This is a genomic window from Calderihabitans maritimus (genome assembly GCF_002207765.1).
Classification (GTDB): Bacteria; Bacillota; KKC1; order Calderihabitantales; family Calderihabitantaceae; genus Calderihabitans; species Calderihabitans maritimus.
Genome location: NZ_BDGJ01000018.1, coordinates 40,556 through 56,210, shown reverse-complemented (window position 1 = coordinate 56,210; position 15,655 = coordinate 40,556). Strand labels below are relative to the sequence as shown.

14 protein-coding genes are annotated in these 15,655 nt (G+C 46.1%); 11 read left to right on the top strand and 3 right to left on the bottom strand.

Annotation, left to right across the window (positions count from 1 at the left end; translation table 11 throughout):
* Window positions 1–32 precede the first annotated feature (32 nt).
* Both miaB and KKC1_RS02965 read left to right on the top strand, forming a co-directional pair.
* Window positions 33–1,361 (top strand): tRNA (N6-isopentenyl adenosine(37)-C2)-methylthiotransferase MiaB, encoded by a 1,329-nt coding sequence (gene miaB, locus KKC1_RS02970; RefSeq protein WP_088553021.1) that lies wholly within the window; start codon window positions 33–35, stop codon window positions 1,359–1,361.
* A gap of 2 nt (window positions 1,362–1,363) precedes the next feature.
* Entirely contained in the window at window positions 1,364–1,732 is a 369-nt protein-coding gene (locus KKC1_RS02965; protein WP_088553020.1) for a YlbF/YmcA family competence regulator, read from the top strand.
* Window positions 1,733–1,857: 125 nt separating this feature from the next.
* Here KKC1_RS02965 and KKC1_RS02960 read toward each other — a convergent pair whose 3' ends face one another.
* Together KKC1_RS02960 and KKC1_RS02955 are read right to left on the bottom strand one after the other, a co-directional pair.
* Window positions 1,858–2,562 carry a formate dehydrogenase subunit gamma gene (locus tag KKC1_RS02960; protein WP_088553019.1) on the bottom strand — a complete coding sequence of 235 codons (705 nt, stop codon included), beginning with the start codon at window positions 2,560–2,562 and terminating at the stop codon, window positions 1,858–1,860.
* Between the two features lies 1 nt (window position 2,563).
* On the bottom strand, window positions 2,564–3,568 hold the full coding sequence (locus KKC1_RS02955; RefSeq protein ID WP_192868046.1) for a 4Fe-4S dicluster domain-containing protein: 1,005 nt from the start codon (window positions 3,566–3,568) through the stop codon (window positions 2,564–2,566).
* A 275-nt stretch (window positions 3,569–3,843) separates the two neighbouring features.
* Between KKC1_RS02955 and mutS the strand changes: the two genes are divergently transcribed.
* The 8 genes from mutS to KKC1_RS16495 all read left to right on the top strand — a co-directional run bounded on the left by mutS (window position 3,844) and on the right by KKC1_RS16495 (window position 14,248).
* Entirely contained in the window at window positions 3,844–6,483 is a 2,640-nt protein-coding gene (gene mutS, locus KKC1_RS02950; RefSeq protein WP_088553017.1) for a DNA mismatch repair protein MutS, read from the top strand.
* A gap of 2 nt (window positions 6,484–6,485) precedes the next feature.
* On the top strand, window positions 6,486–8,222 hold the full coding sequence (mutL, locus tag KKC1_RS02945) for a DNA mismatch repair endonuclease MutL (protein ID WP_088553016.1): 1,737 nt from the start codon (window positions 6,486–6,488) through the stop codon (window positions 8,220–8,222).
* A 19-nt stretch (window positions 8,223–8,241) separates the two neighbouring features.
* A complete protein-coding gene (miaA, locus tag KKC1_RS02940; RefSeq protein ID WP_088553015.1) occupies window positions 8,242–9,198 on the top strand; it encodes a tRNA (adenosine(37)-N6)-dimethylallyltransferase MiaA in 957 nt (318 codons plus the stop codon).
* Window positions 9,199–9,243: 45 nt separating this feature from the next.
* Window positions 9,244–9,480, top strand: a complete 237-nt coding sequence (gene hfq, locus KKC1_RS02935; RefSeq protein WP_088553014.1) for an RNA chaperone Hfq — start codon at window positions 9,244–9,246, stop codon at window positions 9,478–9,480.
* A 122-nt stretch (window positions 9,481–9,602) separates the two neighbouring features.
* Window positions 9,603–10,583, top strand: coding sequence for an ABC transporter substrate-binding protein (locus KKC1_RS02930; RefSeq protein WP_088553013.1), 981 nt, complete (start codon window positions 9,603–9,605; stop codon window positions 10,581–10,583).
* Between the two features lie 3 nt (window positions 10,584–10,586).
* Complete coding sequence (locus tag KKC1_RS02925; RefSeq protein ID WP_088553012.1) at window positions 10,587–11,354, top strand: ABC transporter ATP-binding protein; 768 nt, start codon at window positions 10,587–10,589, stop codon at window positions 11,352–11,354.
* On the top strand, window positions 11,332–12,099 hold the full coding sequence (locus tag KKC1_RS02920; protein WP_238134172.1) for an ABC transporter permease: 768 nt from the start codon (window positions 11,332–11,334) through the stop codon (window positions 12,097–12,099). The genes KKC1_RS02925 and KKC1_RS02920 overlap by 23 nt, the downstream gene beginning before the upstream one ends.
* A gap of 139 nt (window positions 12,100–12,238) precedes the next feature.
* Window positions 12,239–14,248 (top strand): HD domain-containing phosphohydrolase, encoded by a 2,010-nt coding sequence (locus KKC1_RS16495; protein WP_202819924.1) that lies wholly within the window; start codon window positions 12,239–12,241, stop codon window positions 14,246–14,248.
* Window positions 14,249–14,273: 25 nt separating this feature from the next.
* Here KKC1_RS16495 and KKC1_RS02910 read toward each other — a convergent pair whose 3' ends face one another.
* The gene (locus KKC1_RS02910) at window positions 14,274–15,068 is read right to left on the bottom strand and encodes a tRNA (adenine-N1)-methyltransferase (protein WP_088553010.1); all 795 of its coding nucleotides are present in this window, start codon (window positions 15,066–15,068) and stop codon (window positions 14,274–14,276) included.
* Between the two features lie 351 nt (window positions 15,069–15,419).
* Between KKC1_RS02910 and KKC1_RS15640 the strand changes: the two genes are divergently transcribed.
* Complete coding sequence (locus tag KKC1_RS15640) at window positions 15,420–15,602, top strand: hypothetical protein (RefSeq protein ID WP_143288662.1); 183 nt, start codon at window positions 15,420–15,422, stop codon at window positions 15,600–15,602.
* The last annotated feature ends 53 nt before the right edge of the window (window positions 15,603–15,655 follow it).

The following is a 15,655-nucleotide window of genomic DNA, read 5'->3' as shown; positions in this document are numbered from 1 at the left end:
TAACAAGATCGGAGAAAAGAGGTCGCAGAACCATGAAGTACTTTATTGAGACTTGGGGCTGTCAAATGAACGAAAGGGATACGGAAACTATTGCCGGTCTGTTGGAAGAAATGGGCTACTCGCCGGGAAAGAAAGATGAAGCCGATGTAATAATTCTCAATACCTGCTGTGTCCGGGAGAAGGCAGAACAAAAGGTATATGGAGAAATAGGTCATTTACGACATCTAAAATCGAAAAATCCAAACTTGGTGATCGGTATCTGCGGTTGTATGGCCCAACAGGAAGAGGTTGCGGAAAAAATGCGCCAGCGGTTTCCACATATAGATTTGATTTTTGGCACCCATAATATTCACCAATTGCCTCGGCTCCTGGAACGAGCACGTAAGTTTAATGAAGTGCAAGTGGAAATATGGGAAAGAGAAGGGGAAATTATCGAGCACCTTCCCGCCCGCAGGGCAGATAAATTCAAAGCTTATGTTTCCGTAACTTACGGCTGTAACAACTTTTGTACCTACTGTATTGTTCCCTACGTTCGAGGCCGAGAGAGAAGTCGTCTGCCGGAAGATATATTAAAAGAAATCAAGGACCTAGTGGAACAGGGAACGGTAGAGGTAATGCTCCTCGGACAAAACGTTAACTCGTATGGGAAGGACCTGGATAAGGAGATTGACTTTGCCGATCTTCTGCAAATGGTTGATGAGGTCAAAGGGCTAAGGCGTATACGCTATATGACTTCTCATCCTAGGGACTTTACCGATAAACTCATAGCCACCATTGCCGCCAGTGATCACGTCTGCGAACATTTCCATCTGCCGGTGCAAGCGGGAAGCAACGATGTCCTGCAGAAAATGAATCGAGGATATACCAGGGAACAATACATGGAGCTGGTAGAAAAGATCCGGCGGCAAGTTCCGGGTGCCAGCATTACCACCGACATTATTGTTGGTTTTCCAGGGGAAACGGAGGAAGATTTTCAGGATACCCTTGATTTAGTGAAAAAAGTGCAGTTTGACGCTGCCTTTACCTTCCTTTATTCTCCGCGGAAGGGAACTGTAGCCGCCAAGATGCCGGACCAGATTCCCGATGAGGTTAAGAAAGAAAGATTTCAGCGGCTCCTGGAACTGCAGAATTCTATTAGCCTGGCAAGTAATAAACGCCTGGTGGGGAGTACGGTTGAAGTATTGGTTGAAGGTAAGAGTAAAACCAATCCACATAAGCTAAGCGGTCGTACCCGCACCAATAAAGTGGTGATTTTCGAAGGTCCGGAGGAAATTATCGGGAAATTTGTTCCCATCAAGATTACAGAAGCTAAAACTTGGAACCTAGAAGGAAATGTTGAGCACCAAGGAGAGGGGGGATAGGAATGTCGGTGATGGAAAAAGCTCACGAATTGGCCAAAGCATTAGAAGAGTCGGAAGAATTGTCCAGACTGCGTCAAGCGGAACTGCAGATAGCTCAAGATCCGGTTGCCAAGAAAATATTGGCCGAATTTTATCAGACTCAGCGGGAACTTATGCAGGCGAAGTCTCAAGGAAAAGACCCGGCGCCGGAACAGTTGGAGAAGGTTAAGGAAATTGAAGAGAAGATGGAGAATAATGAAAGTTTACAAAATTATGCCCAGGCGCAAAAAGAAGTGACCCAACTTCTACAAAGCGTCAACTTCATAATTTCCAAGGCGATAACCGGCGAGGCTCCTGCCTGTGGTCCCGGTTGTGACAAGGGGTGTTGTTAATAAAAAAGCCTTCTGGTGGCGTATAGCTCCAGAAGGCTTTGGTTTATCTTCCTCCAGTTATGCTTCAGACTTCTCTTTGATTTCCTGTGGAAGGTTGTTATCGGATCAAACGGTTAAGTACAAGGCTAGCTTGAAAAAGTCTTATTTGAGGAATTCTTCAAAAGACGGTTACACCATATACTATGACGGCGCCGGGCATAATCTAAATCTACCTTACCGCTGAACATTCCCGGTATAAGTTTACGGTTGTCTCGGTAAAGAAACGCTGCCAGGTGGGTTATTATACCAAACAGTATCATAAATGTCGCCACGTTATGCAGGGCGGTATTTAACTTCATAAAACTGTCGGCAACCATCAGGGAAGATGAGGGAAGATTCTTAATCACTTTTATAATTCCGGTCACTATTATTAACAAAAAGCTTACGGCAAAATAGGCATAAGCCAGTCTCTGTTCAGCCAGGTACTTATCGGAAGGCGGCTCTTCTCCAAAACCCAGCATACATTTAATAATCTGAATTGATTCCCTGAAGTCTCCCCGCCGGGGAAGTATACCAAATTCCCTTTTCAGCGTGTGGTAAACAACATGGTACACTACGGCAAAGATTAAGACCATAGCTGCTACATAATGAATGTATAGAGTAATGGAAAAGTTGGATGTCCAGCCCAACCCCGGAATTTGATCTACCATGTACCGTTTGTAAAGGGGAAGCTGTCCGAAACCGCTGAACAAGAGGGCGAAAGTAGATAAAGCCACCAGCCAGTGGACCAACCGAACGGAAAGACTGTGGCGAACTACTTTGTTCTCTTCCGGCAAGAGTTTTTCGGCCACCTTATTCTCCTCCTTTCATAGTCCTGTAGGCAGCGTAGCCGGCGGCAAAGGCACCGGCCAGGGGAGCTACTACGAAACCCCAGGCCATTCCATTAGGTGTCTCTAGATAATTTTCGACTCCTACCGGCATTCCCGGGATCCCGGGTTGCTGTTTTTTTGCTTTGGATTTAGTCTGCATTATAGCTTGGTGAATCTTTTGGAAAGGCACCGACGATACATAGAAAGTGGAAGTACCGCCGTTTTCTTTTTCCCCGTAAATAAAACCATCCAACTCCTTTGCCCGCTGGTGGGCCAGCTTACGCATTTCTTCTTTCGGTCCAAAGGTGATAGCCTCGTTAGGACATGCCTCCGCACAGGCAGGCAATTTTCCGGCAAGCAACCGGTCATAGCAAAGGTCGCACTTGTACATAACCCCTCCCCCGGCAAATTTCGGAGCGACTTTAAGATAGAGACCCACTCCGGCCTGCCTCTGCGGGATATGCCAGGGACATACCGTTCGGCATTTGGCTCCTCCAAAACATATGTTGGGATTAATTAAAACCGGGCCTTCAGGAGTTTTTTGCTGAGCGCTAAATGGACATAGTTTGGCACACGGGGGATTATCGCAGTGCATGCAGCGACGGGGGATATATATTTTTTCCTTACGCCCGTTATGTTCCACTTGTACCTCCTGGACAAATGTCCAGTTGTAAGGCGTTAAGCGGTCGGTCAAATGTCTCTTTTTTGACCAATCCTCATGCTTTTTTTGCGGCCAGTAATCCAATATGTCCTTTACCGGTTCCGGGAAGCGGTTTTGGTTCTTATCACGACAGGCCTGGACGCAACGGGGGACTTTTACATCTTTACAACCGTCGCAGCGGCTTAGATCGATCACGCTTCCTACTGGTTGAACAACGGTACCTGCCGCCTCCCGGGCGAAAGCTTCGGCACCGGATAGGATTATTCCCCCTGCAATGGTTGACGCCAGTGAGCGTTTGAAAAATTCACGCCGTGTCAGGTTAGCCATTATTTCGCCTCCTTCGAGTATATTAAGGTAAATTACCTGAAATTAGATTACTTGCGCTCTTCCCTCACCTCCCTAGGGATGGTGTATTCTGGTACTCCCTAGGGGTATATTATAACGGATGCTTAGTCCGAGTCAATAGTTTTAGCGAAAAATAAATATAGTATTTAATAAAAAAATGGCGTAAATTAGGTAACTTTTGTCACCGTGGAGGTTGTGCTATAATTTTAACTGGCAGAGCAAATTTAACCAGCATATTTCAGGGAGGAAGATCATCCTTGGCTCAATTTACGCCTATGATGCAGCAGTATTTGAAAATAAAGAAGGAATACAAAGACGCCATACTATTTTTCCGTCTCGGTGATTTTTATGAGATGTTTTTCGATGATGCACTGGTTGCATCCAGGGAACTGGAGATAACTTTAACCTCTCGGGAGGCGGGAAAAGACAGAAAGGTACCGATGTGTGGAGTTCCTTACCATGCAGCCGACGGGTACATCGGGCGTCTGATCGCCAAAGGATATAAAGTGGCTATCTGTGAACAGGTGGAGGACCCCAAGTCGGCGAAAGGAATTGTAAGAAGAGAAGTAGTGAGAGTTATTACCCCCGGAACGGTTACAGACAGTCAGTTGCTAGAGGAGAAAAAAAATAATTACTTGGTAGCTATTACAGAAGAAGAGGGTACCTTTGGTTTGGCTTACACCGATATATCAACAGGGGATTTCCGCTTAACCGAGATAGCGGGGAAGGACGCCCTCAACACCATTGTGGATGAACTAGCCCGCCTTCAACCTGCCGAATGTTTGTTGGAACCTCAATTATATGCCGATTCAGAGATTACCCGCCTGGTTCGCCGAAATGTTACGGGGTTATGTAGCTGTTATCCGGAAACAAGATTGAATAACCGAAGGGCCTACGAACTTTTAATCGAACATTTTCAGACCGTATCCTTAGAGGGTTTTGGCTGTGAAGATCTGCAGCAGGGAATCCGGGCTGCTGCCACTTTGCTGCTATTTTTGCAGGAAACCCAAAAAAGTAACCTGAGGCACTTATCCCGGCTAGTGACCTATTTTCCTAAAAATCATATGGTAATCGACGCCGCAACCCGGCGAAACCTGGAGTTGGTCAGTACTATAAGAAGCGGTGCACGTAAAGGGACTCTCCTTTGGGTGTTAGACCAAACTTTAACGGCCATGGGAGGAAGATTATTAAGACAGTGGATAGAGCAACCTTTACTCAGTGTGGAAGAGATCAGAAAAAGACAAGATGCCGTAGAGGCACTGGTTAACCATGTCTTTATCCGGCATGATTTACGGAGCCTGCTCAAGGGGATATACGACCTAGAAAGACTCATTACCCGTATATCTTACGGAAATGCCAATGCTCGGGATTTGCTAGCGTTAAAACAATCTCTTTCCAAACTGCCTGCTTTTAGAAAAATTTTGCAAAATGCTCCCGGCACACTACTCCAGGAGTTATATAAGAATCTGGATTTACTGTCGGATGTGGTTGAATTAATTGAGGCTTCTATCACGGATGATCCACCTCTTTCCGTAAAAGAGGGAGGAATTATCCGTGCGGGATACAACAGCGAGGTAGACAAATTGCGAGAGGCGGCCCGAAATGGAAAGCACTGGATAGCGGCGTTAGAAGCAGAAGAAAGAGAACGGACCGGTATAAAATCGCTGAAAGTCGGTTACAACAAAGTATTTGGCTATTACATCGAAGTTACCAAGCCCAACCTGCCCCATGTACCAGATGATTACATACGTAAGCAAACGCTGGCCAATGCAGAACGTTTTATAACCTCTAAATTAAAAGAATACGAAAATCTCGTGTTGGGAGCGGAGGAAAGGGCAGTCCAGCTAGAGTACGACCTTTTTGTGAAAATAAGAGAGGAGATCGCATCATCCATCCCCCGTATCCAGAAGGCTGCCCAGATCCTCGCTCAGTTGGATGTGCTGGCTTCACTGGCGGAAGTTGCTGCTACTTATAATTATTGCAAGCCAAAGGTCAACGAAGGCGATGCGATCTATATCAAAGAAGGCAGGCATCCGGTGGTAGAAAGGGTACTGGAGGGAGAAGTTTTTGTCCCCAATGATACGTACCTGGACTGTAACGAGCATCAAATGGCCATAATCACCGGTCCCAACATGGCCGGTAAATCGACCTACATGCGGCAGGTAGCTCTCATTACGCTTATGGCTCAAATGGGAAGCTTTGTTCCGGCGCGGGAGGCGGAAATAGGCATTGTAGACCGCATTTTTACGCGCGTGGGAGCCGCAGACGATTTGGCCACCGGTCAGAGCACGTTCATGGTAGAAATGAACGAAGTATCTAATATTTTACATAATGCAACCCGCAATAGTCTTATTATTTTAGATGAGATTGGACGCGGTACCAGCACCTACGATGGTGTCAGTATTGCCTGGGCGGTGGCAGAGTACCTCCTCGATCCTCAGAAGGCGGGAGCGAAAACACTGTTCGCCACCCATTATCACCAGCTCAACCGCCTGGCTGAGCTGCATACGCGGGTCAAAAATTACCGGGTGGCAGTGAAAGAAAAGGGCGATGACATCATTTTTTTGCGACAAATTGTTCCCGGCGGCACTGACCGAAGCTATGGAATCCAGGTTGCCCGTCTGGCTGGTCTGCCGCAAGAGGTAATTAGGAGGGCCAAAGAAATTTTGCATATGATCGAGGCTCAGGATGAAGTAGGGACTGGTTTGGCGCAACCGGCTGCTGGCTCTGAAAGAAATAAGGCCGGTCCGGTGAAGCAATTGGAGTTCTTTTCCAACAGCGAAGTGCAGGAAGTGATAAATGAGATTAAGGAACTAGACATTTTATCTATGACTCCTTTAGACGCCATAAATAAGCTCTATGAACTACAGATCAGAATTAGGAAAGGCAGGCATTGAATATGTCAGATTCCACAAGCAGGATTCACATTTTGGACCAGGAAACGGCCGATAAAATTGCGGCTGGAGAGGTTATTGAAAGACCGGCTTCGGTGGTTAAGGAGTTGGTAGAGAATTCTCTCGATGCTGGCAGCCGTATGATCGAAGTGGAAATAAGGGGTTGGGGGTTAGATTATATTCGAGTCACGGATAACGGAGAAGGTATGACTCGCGAAGAGATCCCTTTAGCTTTTCAACGACACGCTACCAGCAAAATTCGCAACGCCCAGGATCTTGATTCCGTCTTGACTTTAGGCTTCCGGGGGGAGGCCCTACCCAGCATTGCAGCCGTGGCCAAAGTAGAAGTACTTACCCGTACGGAAAAGAGTTTGCAAGGACACCGTTTCGAGATAATCGGGGGGAAAGAACTGTCGTTAGAACCATGCGGATGTCCTAAAGGTACTACCGTTAATGTCAGAGACCTCTTTTTTAACACTCCTGTCCGTAAAAAGTATTTAAAGAAGCCGGCGACAGAAATGGCTTTGATCACCGAGACGGTCGGGCGTCTAGCCCTTGCTCATCCCCATGTCGCTTTTCGTCTTACTCATAACCAGAGAGTAATCTTGACCACTTCCGGGAAAAATAACCTTTTAGAGACCATAGCCAGTGTATATGGTCCTGAAATCGGCCGCTCCCTCTTGCCGGTGGATTACCAAGGAAAATATTTACGGGTAACAGGTTATGTGGGACGACCTGAACTGCACCGGGGAAACCGCTCCTACCAGAACTTCTTCGTCAACCGCAGATATATCAGGCACTCGCTGTTAAATCAGGCTTTGGAACAGGCATTTCATACGTTAATTCCAACTAACCGCCATCCATTAGCCGTAATTCATTTGCAGCTCAACCCGGAGTTAGTGGATGTCAATGTTCACCCAGCCAAGCTGGAAGTTCGTTTCCGTGAAGAGCGGGAAGTGGCTGTAGAGCTGACCAAAGGGATAAGGGACGCGCTGGGCCGAACCCCGCTGGTACGCAAGGTAAAAGAGGTCGTCAAGAAGCCAGACTTCCAGGCTGCACACCAGGTAAGCATTAATTGGGAAAATGATGGGTCCAGTGTCGCTCGCCAGAGGGCCGCTATAGCGGAAACAGCAGAGACTTATTTAGAACGGAAAGTTGACGACAAGTTGCCGTATCTCAAAGTTTTGGGACAAGTTGGAGGTACGTATATTGTCGCTGCTACGGATGACGACTTATATCTGATCGATCAGCATGCAGCCCACGAACGGGTAATGTACGAGCGGCTAATGCATAAAGTGAAAAAGTCTCAGATACACTCACAAATACTGGCAGTTCCGGTTACTCTAGAGCTTTCTCCACCTCAGGTTCAGGTGTTGGAGAAAAAAATTTCAACTTTGGCTGCTTTAGGTATAACCGTAGAGGCTTTCGGGGGTAATACATTTCTAATCCGTACTTTTCCCCTCGACCTCAAGGTTAATTCTCAAAAGGAATTTCTGTTGGACCTTATAGATGTTGTTCTCGACGCAGATGATTTGGAACCGGCAGAACTACAGGAAAAGGCAGTAACGGTGATGGCCTGCCGGGCAGCAGTTAAGGCCAACGAAATCCTGTCTGTCGAGGAAATGGAATTTATCTTGGAAGAGCTAAGGAAGACGGAAGTGCCCTACACCTGTCCCCACGGCAGACCTACCGTATTGCATTTGTCGAAGCAAGAGTTGGCCAGGCGTTTTGGACGGACTTAGATTTCTAGGAGGGGCAAGAATGCTTACTCCTTTAGTCGTAATAGTTGGACCGACAGCGGTTGGTAAGTCAAAAATAGCTGTAGAAGTAGCAGGTAAAATCGACGGGGAAATTGTATCAGCCGATTCTATGCAAGTTTATCGGTTTATGGATATCGGTACCGCCAAGACTCGAGAAACAGAGCGTTATACCGGTGACGGAAAATACATACCTCACCACTTGTTGGATTTTAAGGACCCGAAAGAAAGCTTCAGCGTAGCAGAGTTCCAAAAATTGGCCCGAGAAAAAATAGAGGAAATTTACCGGAGAGGCAAATTGCCAATGCTGGTCGGGGGAACGGGGTTATATGTCCGTTCGGTTATCGATCCTTATACCTTTACAGAATTAGAGGTCGATTGGGAGATTAGACGCCGGCTGAAAAAACAGGCCGCTGAACGGGGTAACCTTTGGTTGCACCGCCAGCTGGCTGAGGTGGACCCGGTTTCGGCGGCTAAAATTCATCCGAATGATTTGCGCCGGGTTATCAGGGCTCTGGAGGTTTATTACCGTACCGGCCAACCTCTCTCTAAGAGTCATCGGGTAGGTAGAGAGGAAAATAAAAACTACCGTGTCTGTATGATTGGACTGTACATGGATAGGAAGAAACTCTATCAGCGAATAAACCAAAGAGTAGACGAAATGATCGCTACAGGATTGGTAGAGGAAGTAAGAAAGTTGTTGGAAATGGGTTATAGCCCGCAATTACCAGCTCTGCAGGGCTTGGGATACAAACAGATTGTGGGTTACTTAAAGGGAGAATATTCTTTAGAGGAGGCGATACGTTTATTAAAGAGAGATACGCGTCGCTTTGCCAAGCGACAATTGACGTGGTTCCGCAGGGATAAACGTATTCGTTGGTTTGACGTTGATGTCTATTCCAATATTCAGCCGCTTGTTGAATTAATTGTTGGTGAAATAAGGAGGACTCTTAGCTTGTGATGTAGAATACAATTACAACCAAACTTGTCCTTTGGAGGGAAAAACATGTCTAAAACTACAATTAATCTGCAGGATACTTTTTTGAATCAGATACGGAAAGATAATATTCCGGCTACAGTTTACTTAGTGAATGGGTTTCAGATCAAGGGTATCATCCGGGGCTTTGACAATTTTACTGTAATCATAGAAGCGGACGGAAAACAGCAGATGGTATATAAACACGCCATATCCACTGTTGTTCCTGCCCGGCCAGTAAATCTTGCTACAGAGCCTAAAATTTAGAGACAGACTTGAAGATAACTCTCCTCTCGAGGAGAGTTATCGCGCGATTCTGGAAGGATTTACAACTCAGGTGTCGAAAAAAATGGCTAAGGGCCAAACTACGCCGAGGAGGCAGTAAAAAGATGAAGAGAATACTATGGAGAGCGCTTCCGCTCCTCTTGCTTCTCGTTCTGGTCACCGCTGGGTGTTCAAACAGTGAACAGCCAAAATCCGAAGCCAGTTTCAGCAATCAACCTTTAAAAATAGGCGTTCTTCCGATAGAGGATAGTTTTCCTTTGTGGGTAGCGGAAGAGAATAATATGTTTCAGCAAGCAGGATTAACCGTAGAAATAATACCCTTTAACAGTGCCCGAGATAGAGATACGGCCATGCAGGCGGGACAGATAGACGGGGAAGTGGCGGATATCCTGGCCGCAGCCTTACTTAAAAAAGCAGGAACGGAAGTACGTATTGTATCCCTCACTTTAGGGGCTACCCCTGAGGAAGGTAGGTTTGTTCTGCTTGCTTCTCCCAATTCAGGGATCAATTCGGTTGCTCAGTTGAGAGGGCAGGAGGTGGCCCTTTCTGAAAATACTATTATTGAATATGTAGCTGACCAGATGCTCACCATTGCCGGGCTTAAACCGGAAGAGGTGCGCAAAGTAGCAATACCACGCATTCCGGAAAGACTTCAATTATTGTTAAGCGATCAGGTGAAAGCGGCAGTATTACCGGATCCTCTGGCTACCCTCGCCGAAAGTAAAGGGGCAAAAGTTGTCATTGATGATACACGCCTGACGGAAAACATTTCCCAGGTAGTTATGCTTTTCAACCAAAAAGCCTTGACGGAAAAACGGGAAGCCATAAAACGCTTGATCGAAGTTTGGGGTAAAGCTGCCGCAGAAGTCAGCCGTAACCCGGAAAAATACCGGAAATTGTTCAATGAAAAGGCGCGTGTCCCTGAGGCTCTGCAAGATACTTATGTAATTCCCAGCTTTTCTCAGCCTCAGGTACCTAAAGAAGAAGAGGTTAAACGGCTGGTTAACTGGGCAGTGGAAAAGAAACTATTGGATAAACCCTATAGCTACAGTGAATTGGTTGATGAAACCTTCATTGGGAATTAAGCCATGATTGAGATTAACAACGTAGATTTGGTCTATGAGGACAATCATTACCAAGTGAAAGCCCTGGAAAAAGTAAGCTTGTCGGTGGGGCAGGGTGATAGCTGCGCCGTAATTGGACCTTCCGGTTGCGGAAAGACCACCCTGCTTTTTCTACTTGCAGGGCTGCTGCGTCCCACTCGAGGACAAGTCATGATTGCTGGAAAGGAGTTACTAGGTCCTCGCAGAAATACGGCTTTGATACTTCAGGATTATGGCTTGCTTCCCTGGAAAACGGTATGGAAAAATGCGGTTCTGGGTCTGGAAATCCGGGGAAGATTAAGTCGGACACAGCAAGCAAAGGTCATGACCATTCTCAAGGAACTGGGGCTGGCTGAGTTCATACACCATTACCCGGCCCAGCTGAGTGGTGGTCAGCGGCAGCGCTTAGCTATTGCCCGCGCTCTGGCCCTGGAACCTGATTTGTTATTGATGGACGAGCCTCTTTCTGCTTTAGACGCTCTGACCCGCGAAAAACTTCAGGAAACCATTCTGGACATCTGGTGTCGAAGAAACCTTACCATGGTGTTAGTTACGCACAATATCGAGGAAGCAGTCTTTCTGGGACGAAAAATAATAATTTTTTCGCCACGTCCCGGAAGAGTGATTAAAGTAATCGAGAATCCCGAGGCTGGTAATTCGCATTACCGACATCAGGTAGAATTTTACCAAACCTGTAGCTTGATCCGTTCCCTTCTGAAGGAGAGTAATGGTGACCGTGTTCCAAGGGAATAAAAAATCGCGACCAAAACTTTTACCCTATCTCGGTGCTATAGCCATAATTGTATTCCTCTGGCAGGTACTCTCCCTAATTTTGCATAAACCGGTCTTACCGCCACCCATGACGGCGGTCAAAGAGTTTATTAGGATATTCTTTCCCGTCCTAGGCCGACATTTTGTAATAAGCGGATACCGGGTTGTTACCAGCTTACTACTGGCTCTGGTGACTGCTGTTCCTATCGGACTGGTCATGGGTGCGGAAGAAAAACTCGATCGCCTCTTGTCACCTGTCGTTTATCTAGTGTATCCCATCCCTAAAATTGTATTTTTGCCGATAGTGATGATACTGTTAGGAATTGGAGATCAAGCCAAGATTTTTATAATTGTGTTGATTATATTTTTTCAAATTTTAGTTACCGCTAGAGATGCGGCAAAAGGAATCCCGCGCCAGCTGGTCACCTCAGTAATATCTTTAGGGGCTAGCAGAAAAGATATTTACCGTCATGTAATTGTTCCCGCTTGCCTTCCTAAGATTCTTACCGCCGCTCGAGTAAGCCTGGGAACAGCCATCGCCGTTCTTTTTTTAACGGAAACGGTAGCTGGCTCAACCGGTTTAGGGTATTTTATATTTAATGCCTGGTACAAAGCAAACTTTTCCGAAATGTTTGCTGGAATAATCGCTATGAGCCTCTTGGGGCTGATTTGTTATTACGTTTTGGACTTATTGGAACGTTTCTGGTGTCGGTGGCAATATTATTAAGAAGAAGCTCCGGGAAAGAAAAAACCGGCAAACAGTTGATCCGCCGGTTTTTTCCATTTAGGTTTAATTTTCTACAATTTGTCCGGAAGGAATTGTCACTGATTCTAAATAGTTGTTACAATCAAATAGGGGGAAAGATATGGTATATTTCCAGTCTCTGGTTAGAATTTTTCATCGCATGTCTCTCCTGCGAAAAACTTTGCTGGTATTTGGCCTGGTTATGCTGCTCTTATTTATAATCATGGACCGAAGTTCCAATTATGTCATATTTGATGTCCTAGCCACCCGAGAGATTTCCCGGAACCTAGCCGCAGTGGAAGAAATATTGATTATGCGAGGCCGGTATTTACACCAACTGGCAGCGGCCCTGAAAGCCGAGTTCAGTCATCATGACTGGAGAGAATTCACCTGGCTAGACGAATGGTTGGATAGGTACGGGGAACAACCAAATCTAAGTATCACATTTGACTTCGTCTGGTATGTTGATGCCGATGGTCAGTTGCTCTATAGCAGCAGCGGGCCCGTTTCGCCCCAAGAATTTTCCGTGCCCATTCCATTAGCGGAAAAGATTTTCGAAGGCAAGGATTTCATCGGTTATATGGTTCTTTCCGAAGATATGCTACGAAAGACCAACTTGTTGTCCAGGACAGCAGTAGAAGTAAGAAACCGGTACAGAACCGAAACCGACAGGAACAGAGTTGCAGTTAAAGGAGCCTTGGTCCAGGTAGCCGCTGTTCCTGTACGCCAAGAAGGACAGCTGAAAAGCGTAATTGTGGTAGGAGATATTTTAAACAGGGATACGGGCTTGCTTGACTGGCTGTCAAGCAAGCTGGACGGCCATGTATCTCTGTTTCTAGGTCCGGTTCTAGTGGCCACTTCCCGTAAGGACATGTCAGGTGAGAGAGTCTTCGACCATGTTTTATCCCCCCAGGTCTACCGAAAAGTGCTGGAGGGGGGAGAACCTTACTACGGACGAGAGCTGGTGATGGATGAGTGGGTTTATAGCGCATACAAGCCCCTTGTAGATTTTCAGGGGCGGGTGATCGGTGCCATCTATGTGGGTACCAGGGAATTACCCTTCGTTAGGTACAAAAAATTGATCGGCAGAAGAATACTGGTAGCCATAGCATCAGGCACTACCGTTTTTCTGATTCTTTTTGGTTGGGTAGTATATTCGGTCATAAGGCCGATCAAGCACCTCGCTACCGCTTATCTGAGAATTGCAAAAGGTACATTGGATATTCAGGTTCCTGCGTTCAAAGCAGTAAACTGTTGGGAGGTAAAAAACTGCCGCCGGCAAAATTGTCCTGCTTACCAAAAAGAAATCAAATGTTGGTTTGTTGCCGGCGGCAAGGAATGTACATACTGTCAGGTCTATAAAATGAACAGAGGAAACGAAATAAATTTCCTGGCCGACGGTTTTAATTTCATGGTCTTTTCCTTAAAGGATAAACGACGTGCCCTAGAACATGCTTACGCGGAGCTGGAAAGACAAAACAGGGAATTGGCCGCAAAACAGCAGGAGTTGCTACAATCACTACAGGCCCTGGAAGACAGTCAAAACATTGTGGTCAGCCTGGCTTTAGCGGTAGAAGCTAAAGATCGTTATACCAAGGGTCATTCAGATAGAGTTGCCTGTTACGCCCGGAAACTAGCCCAAAAGTTAAAGTTGAGTAAAGAAGAACAGTCAACCGTTGCGCTGGCAGGCAGGCTTCATGACATAGGCAAAATAGGTATTCAGGATTCCATTCTTAACAAGAAAGGAAAATTGACCGAACAGGAAAAGAAAATCATTCAAGAACACCCTTTGATCGGCGAAAGGATCTGCTCCTCCTTAAAATTTGCCCGAGGAATACTACCAGTCATAAGGCATCACCATGAACGCTACGACGGAGGTGGATACCCCGACGGCCTTGCGGGAGAAAAAATACCCCTGCTGGCCAGGATAGTAGCTATTGCCGACGCGTATGATGCCATGACTTCTGATCGACCGTACCGCCCTGGCCTGGAAGTCGCTGCTGCTCTCAGTGAACTGAAGGCGGGAGCAGGAACCCAATGGGACCCGGAGCTGGTGGACCTGTTTATAGAATTGATAAGGGAAGACAACTTGAAAAAAGGGAAGGGTCAGGTGTTGATCTGTGAAAGCTAAAACCGGGTTTTAAGCCCGGTTTTTCCTATTCCTGCAGTGGCGATACAGGGATAAATTTCCTTGCCAAAGAAAGGAACCCCGTATGTCCTACCATCCGGTGCTCGGGGCGAACGCTTAGACCTTCTATGTGCCACTCGCGAATTAAAACTTCGATGGTCTGTAAAAACATAAAGTCAGAACTACTTTTTACTGCCGCCACGAACTGTTCGGCTTGTTTAATAGTAGGAGTATAGGCAACGATAATCCCTCCTGATTTCAAGGCAACGGAGGCGTGAGGCAAAACCCTCCATGGTTCCGGAACATCAAGAATTATACGATCAATGTCTCGTTCTTCGATTTGCTCGTATATATTTCCTTTTTTCAAGGTAAGATGGGGAGGAATACCGCCGAACCGCTCGACATTTTTCCTCGCCCTCTCCAGCATATCTTCCCTTTCCTCATAAGAAATTACCTGCCCTTCGTTTCCTACTGCCCGCAAAAGAGATAAGAGAAGAGCTCCCGATCCAGACCCTGCTTCCACCACCCGGGCTCCTGGAAAGACGTCAGCCCACATCAAGATAATTGAAATATCCTTAGGATATACTATATTACTTTTTCTAGGCATGTTCATAATGTATTCCTTCAAGGTTGGACGAAACACCAAAACCTTTTTTCCGATGGAGGTCAGGATTTCTGAACCGTCCGGTTTGCCAATAACTTCCTCATGAGCAATCTGTCCGTCATGAAAGTTAAAGATCTTTTTGGGATCAAGTCGTTGCATAAAACTCCTACCTTTATGGTCCACGAAAATAACCAGATCACCTTCTGCCAACTTGTCCATATTTTCACCTCCTCTCAAAAGGTTACCATAGCGGTAGAAATAAAACAACTTAATGCTGAATTTATTGTAATCGGATTACCACATTTTTCTCAAATTGAGATTTGTAGCATTTTGAGACAGACTTATAAAATTACGAAAAGGGGCAACGTGTATCAAATTGAGATATAAGCTGGAAGATAGTGACTAAAATTTTTTCTGCTGGGCTTGAGCCCGATATCCGCTTTTATCAGCAAACTAAAGATTTAGGTTGCTATTTACTAAAGTGGCACGTTTATTGCTAAGGTCAAGTGCGAAAAGTTTTCCCAATGTTTCTGCTGGCCAACTCCTGCGCCAGATAAGGAGGTGACCCTGGTGACTTCTTTAAACATGATATGTCCTAATTGTCGCAAAGAAGTTCAGATCGTAAAGCCTCGCGTGAACCAGTATATCTGCCAGCAATGCCATACCACTTATTCATCCGCCGAACTTTCCCGGCAACTTATCCAACTATTTAATTCCTTGAACGGGGCTTGGTCTGCCCGCAAGACAAACTAAACTCTGTCGAGTTCCACCCGACTTGCACCACTATAAGAATTGCCTTAACATAA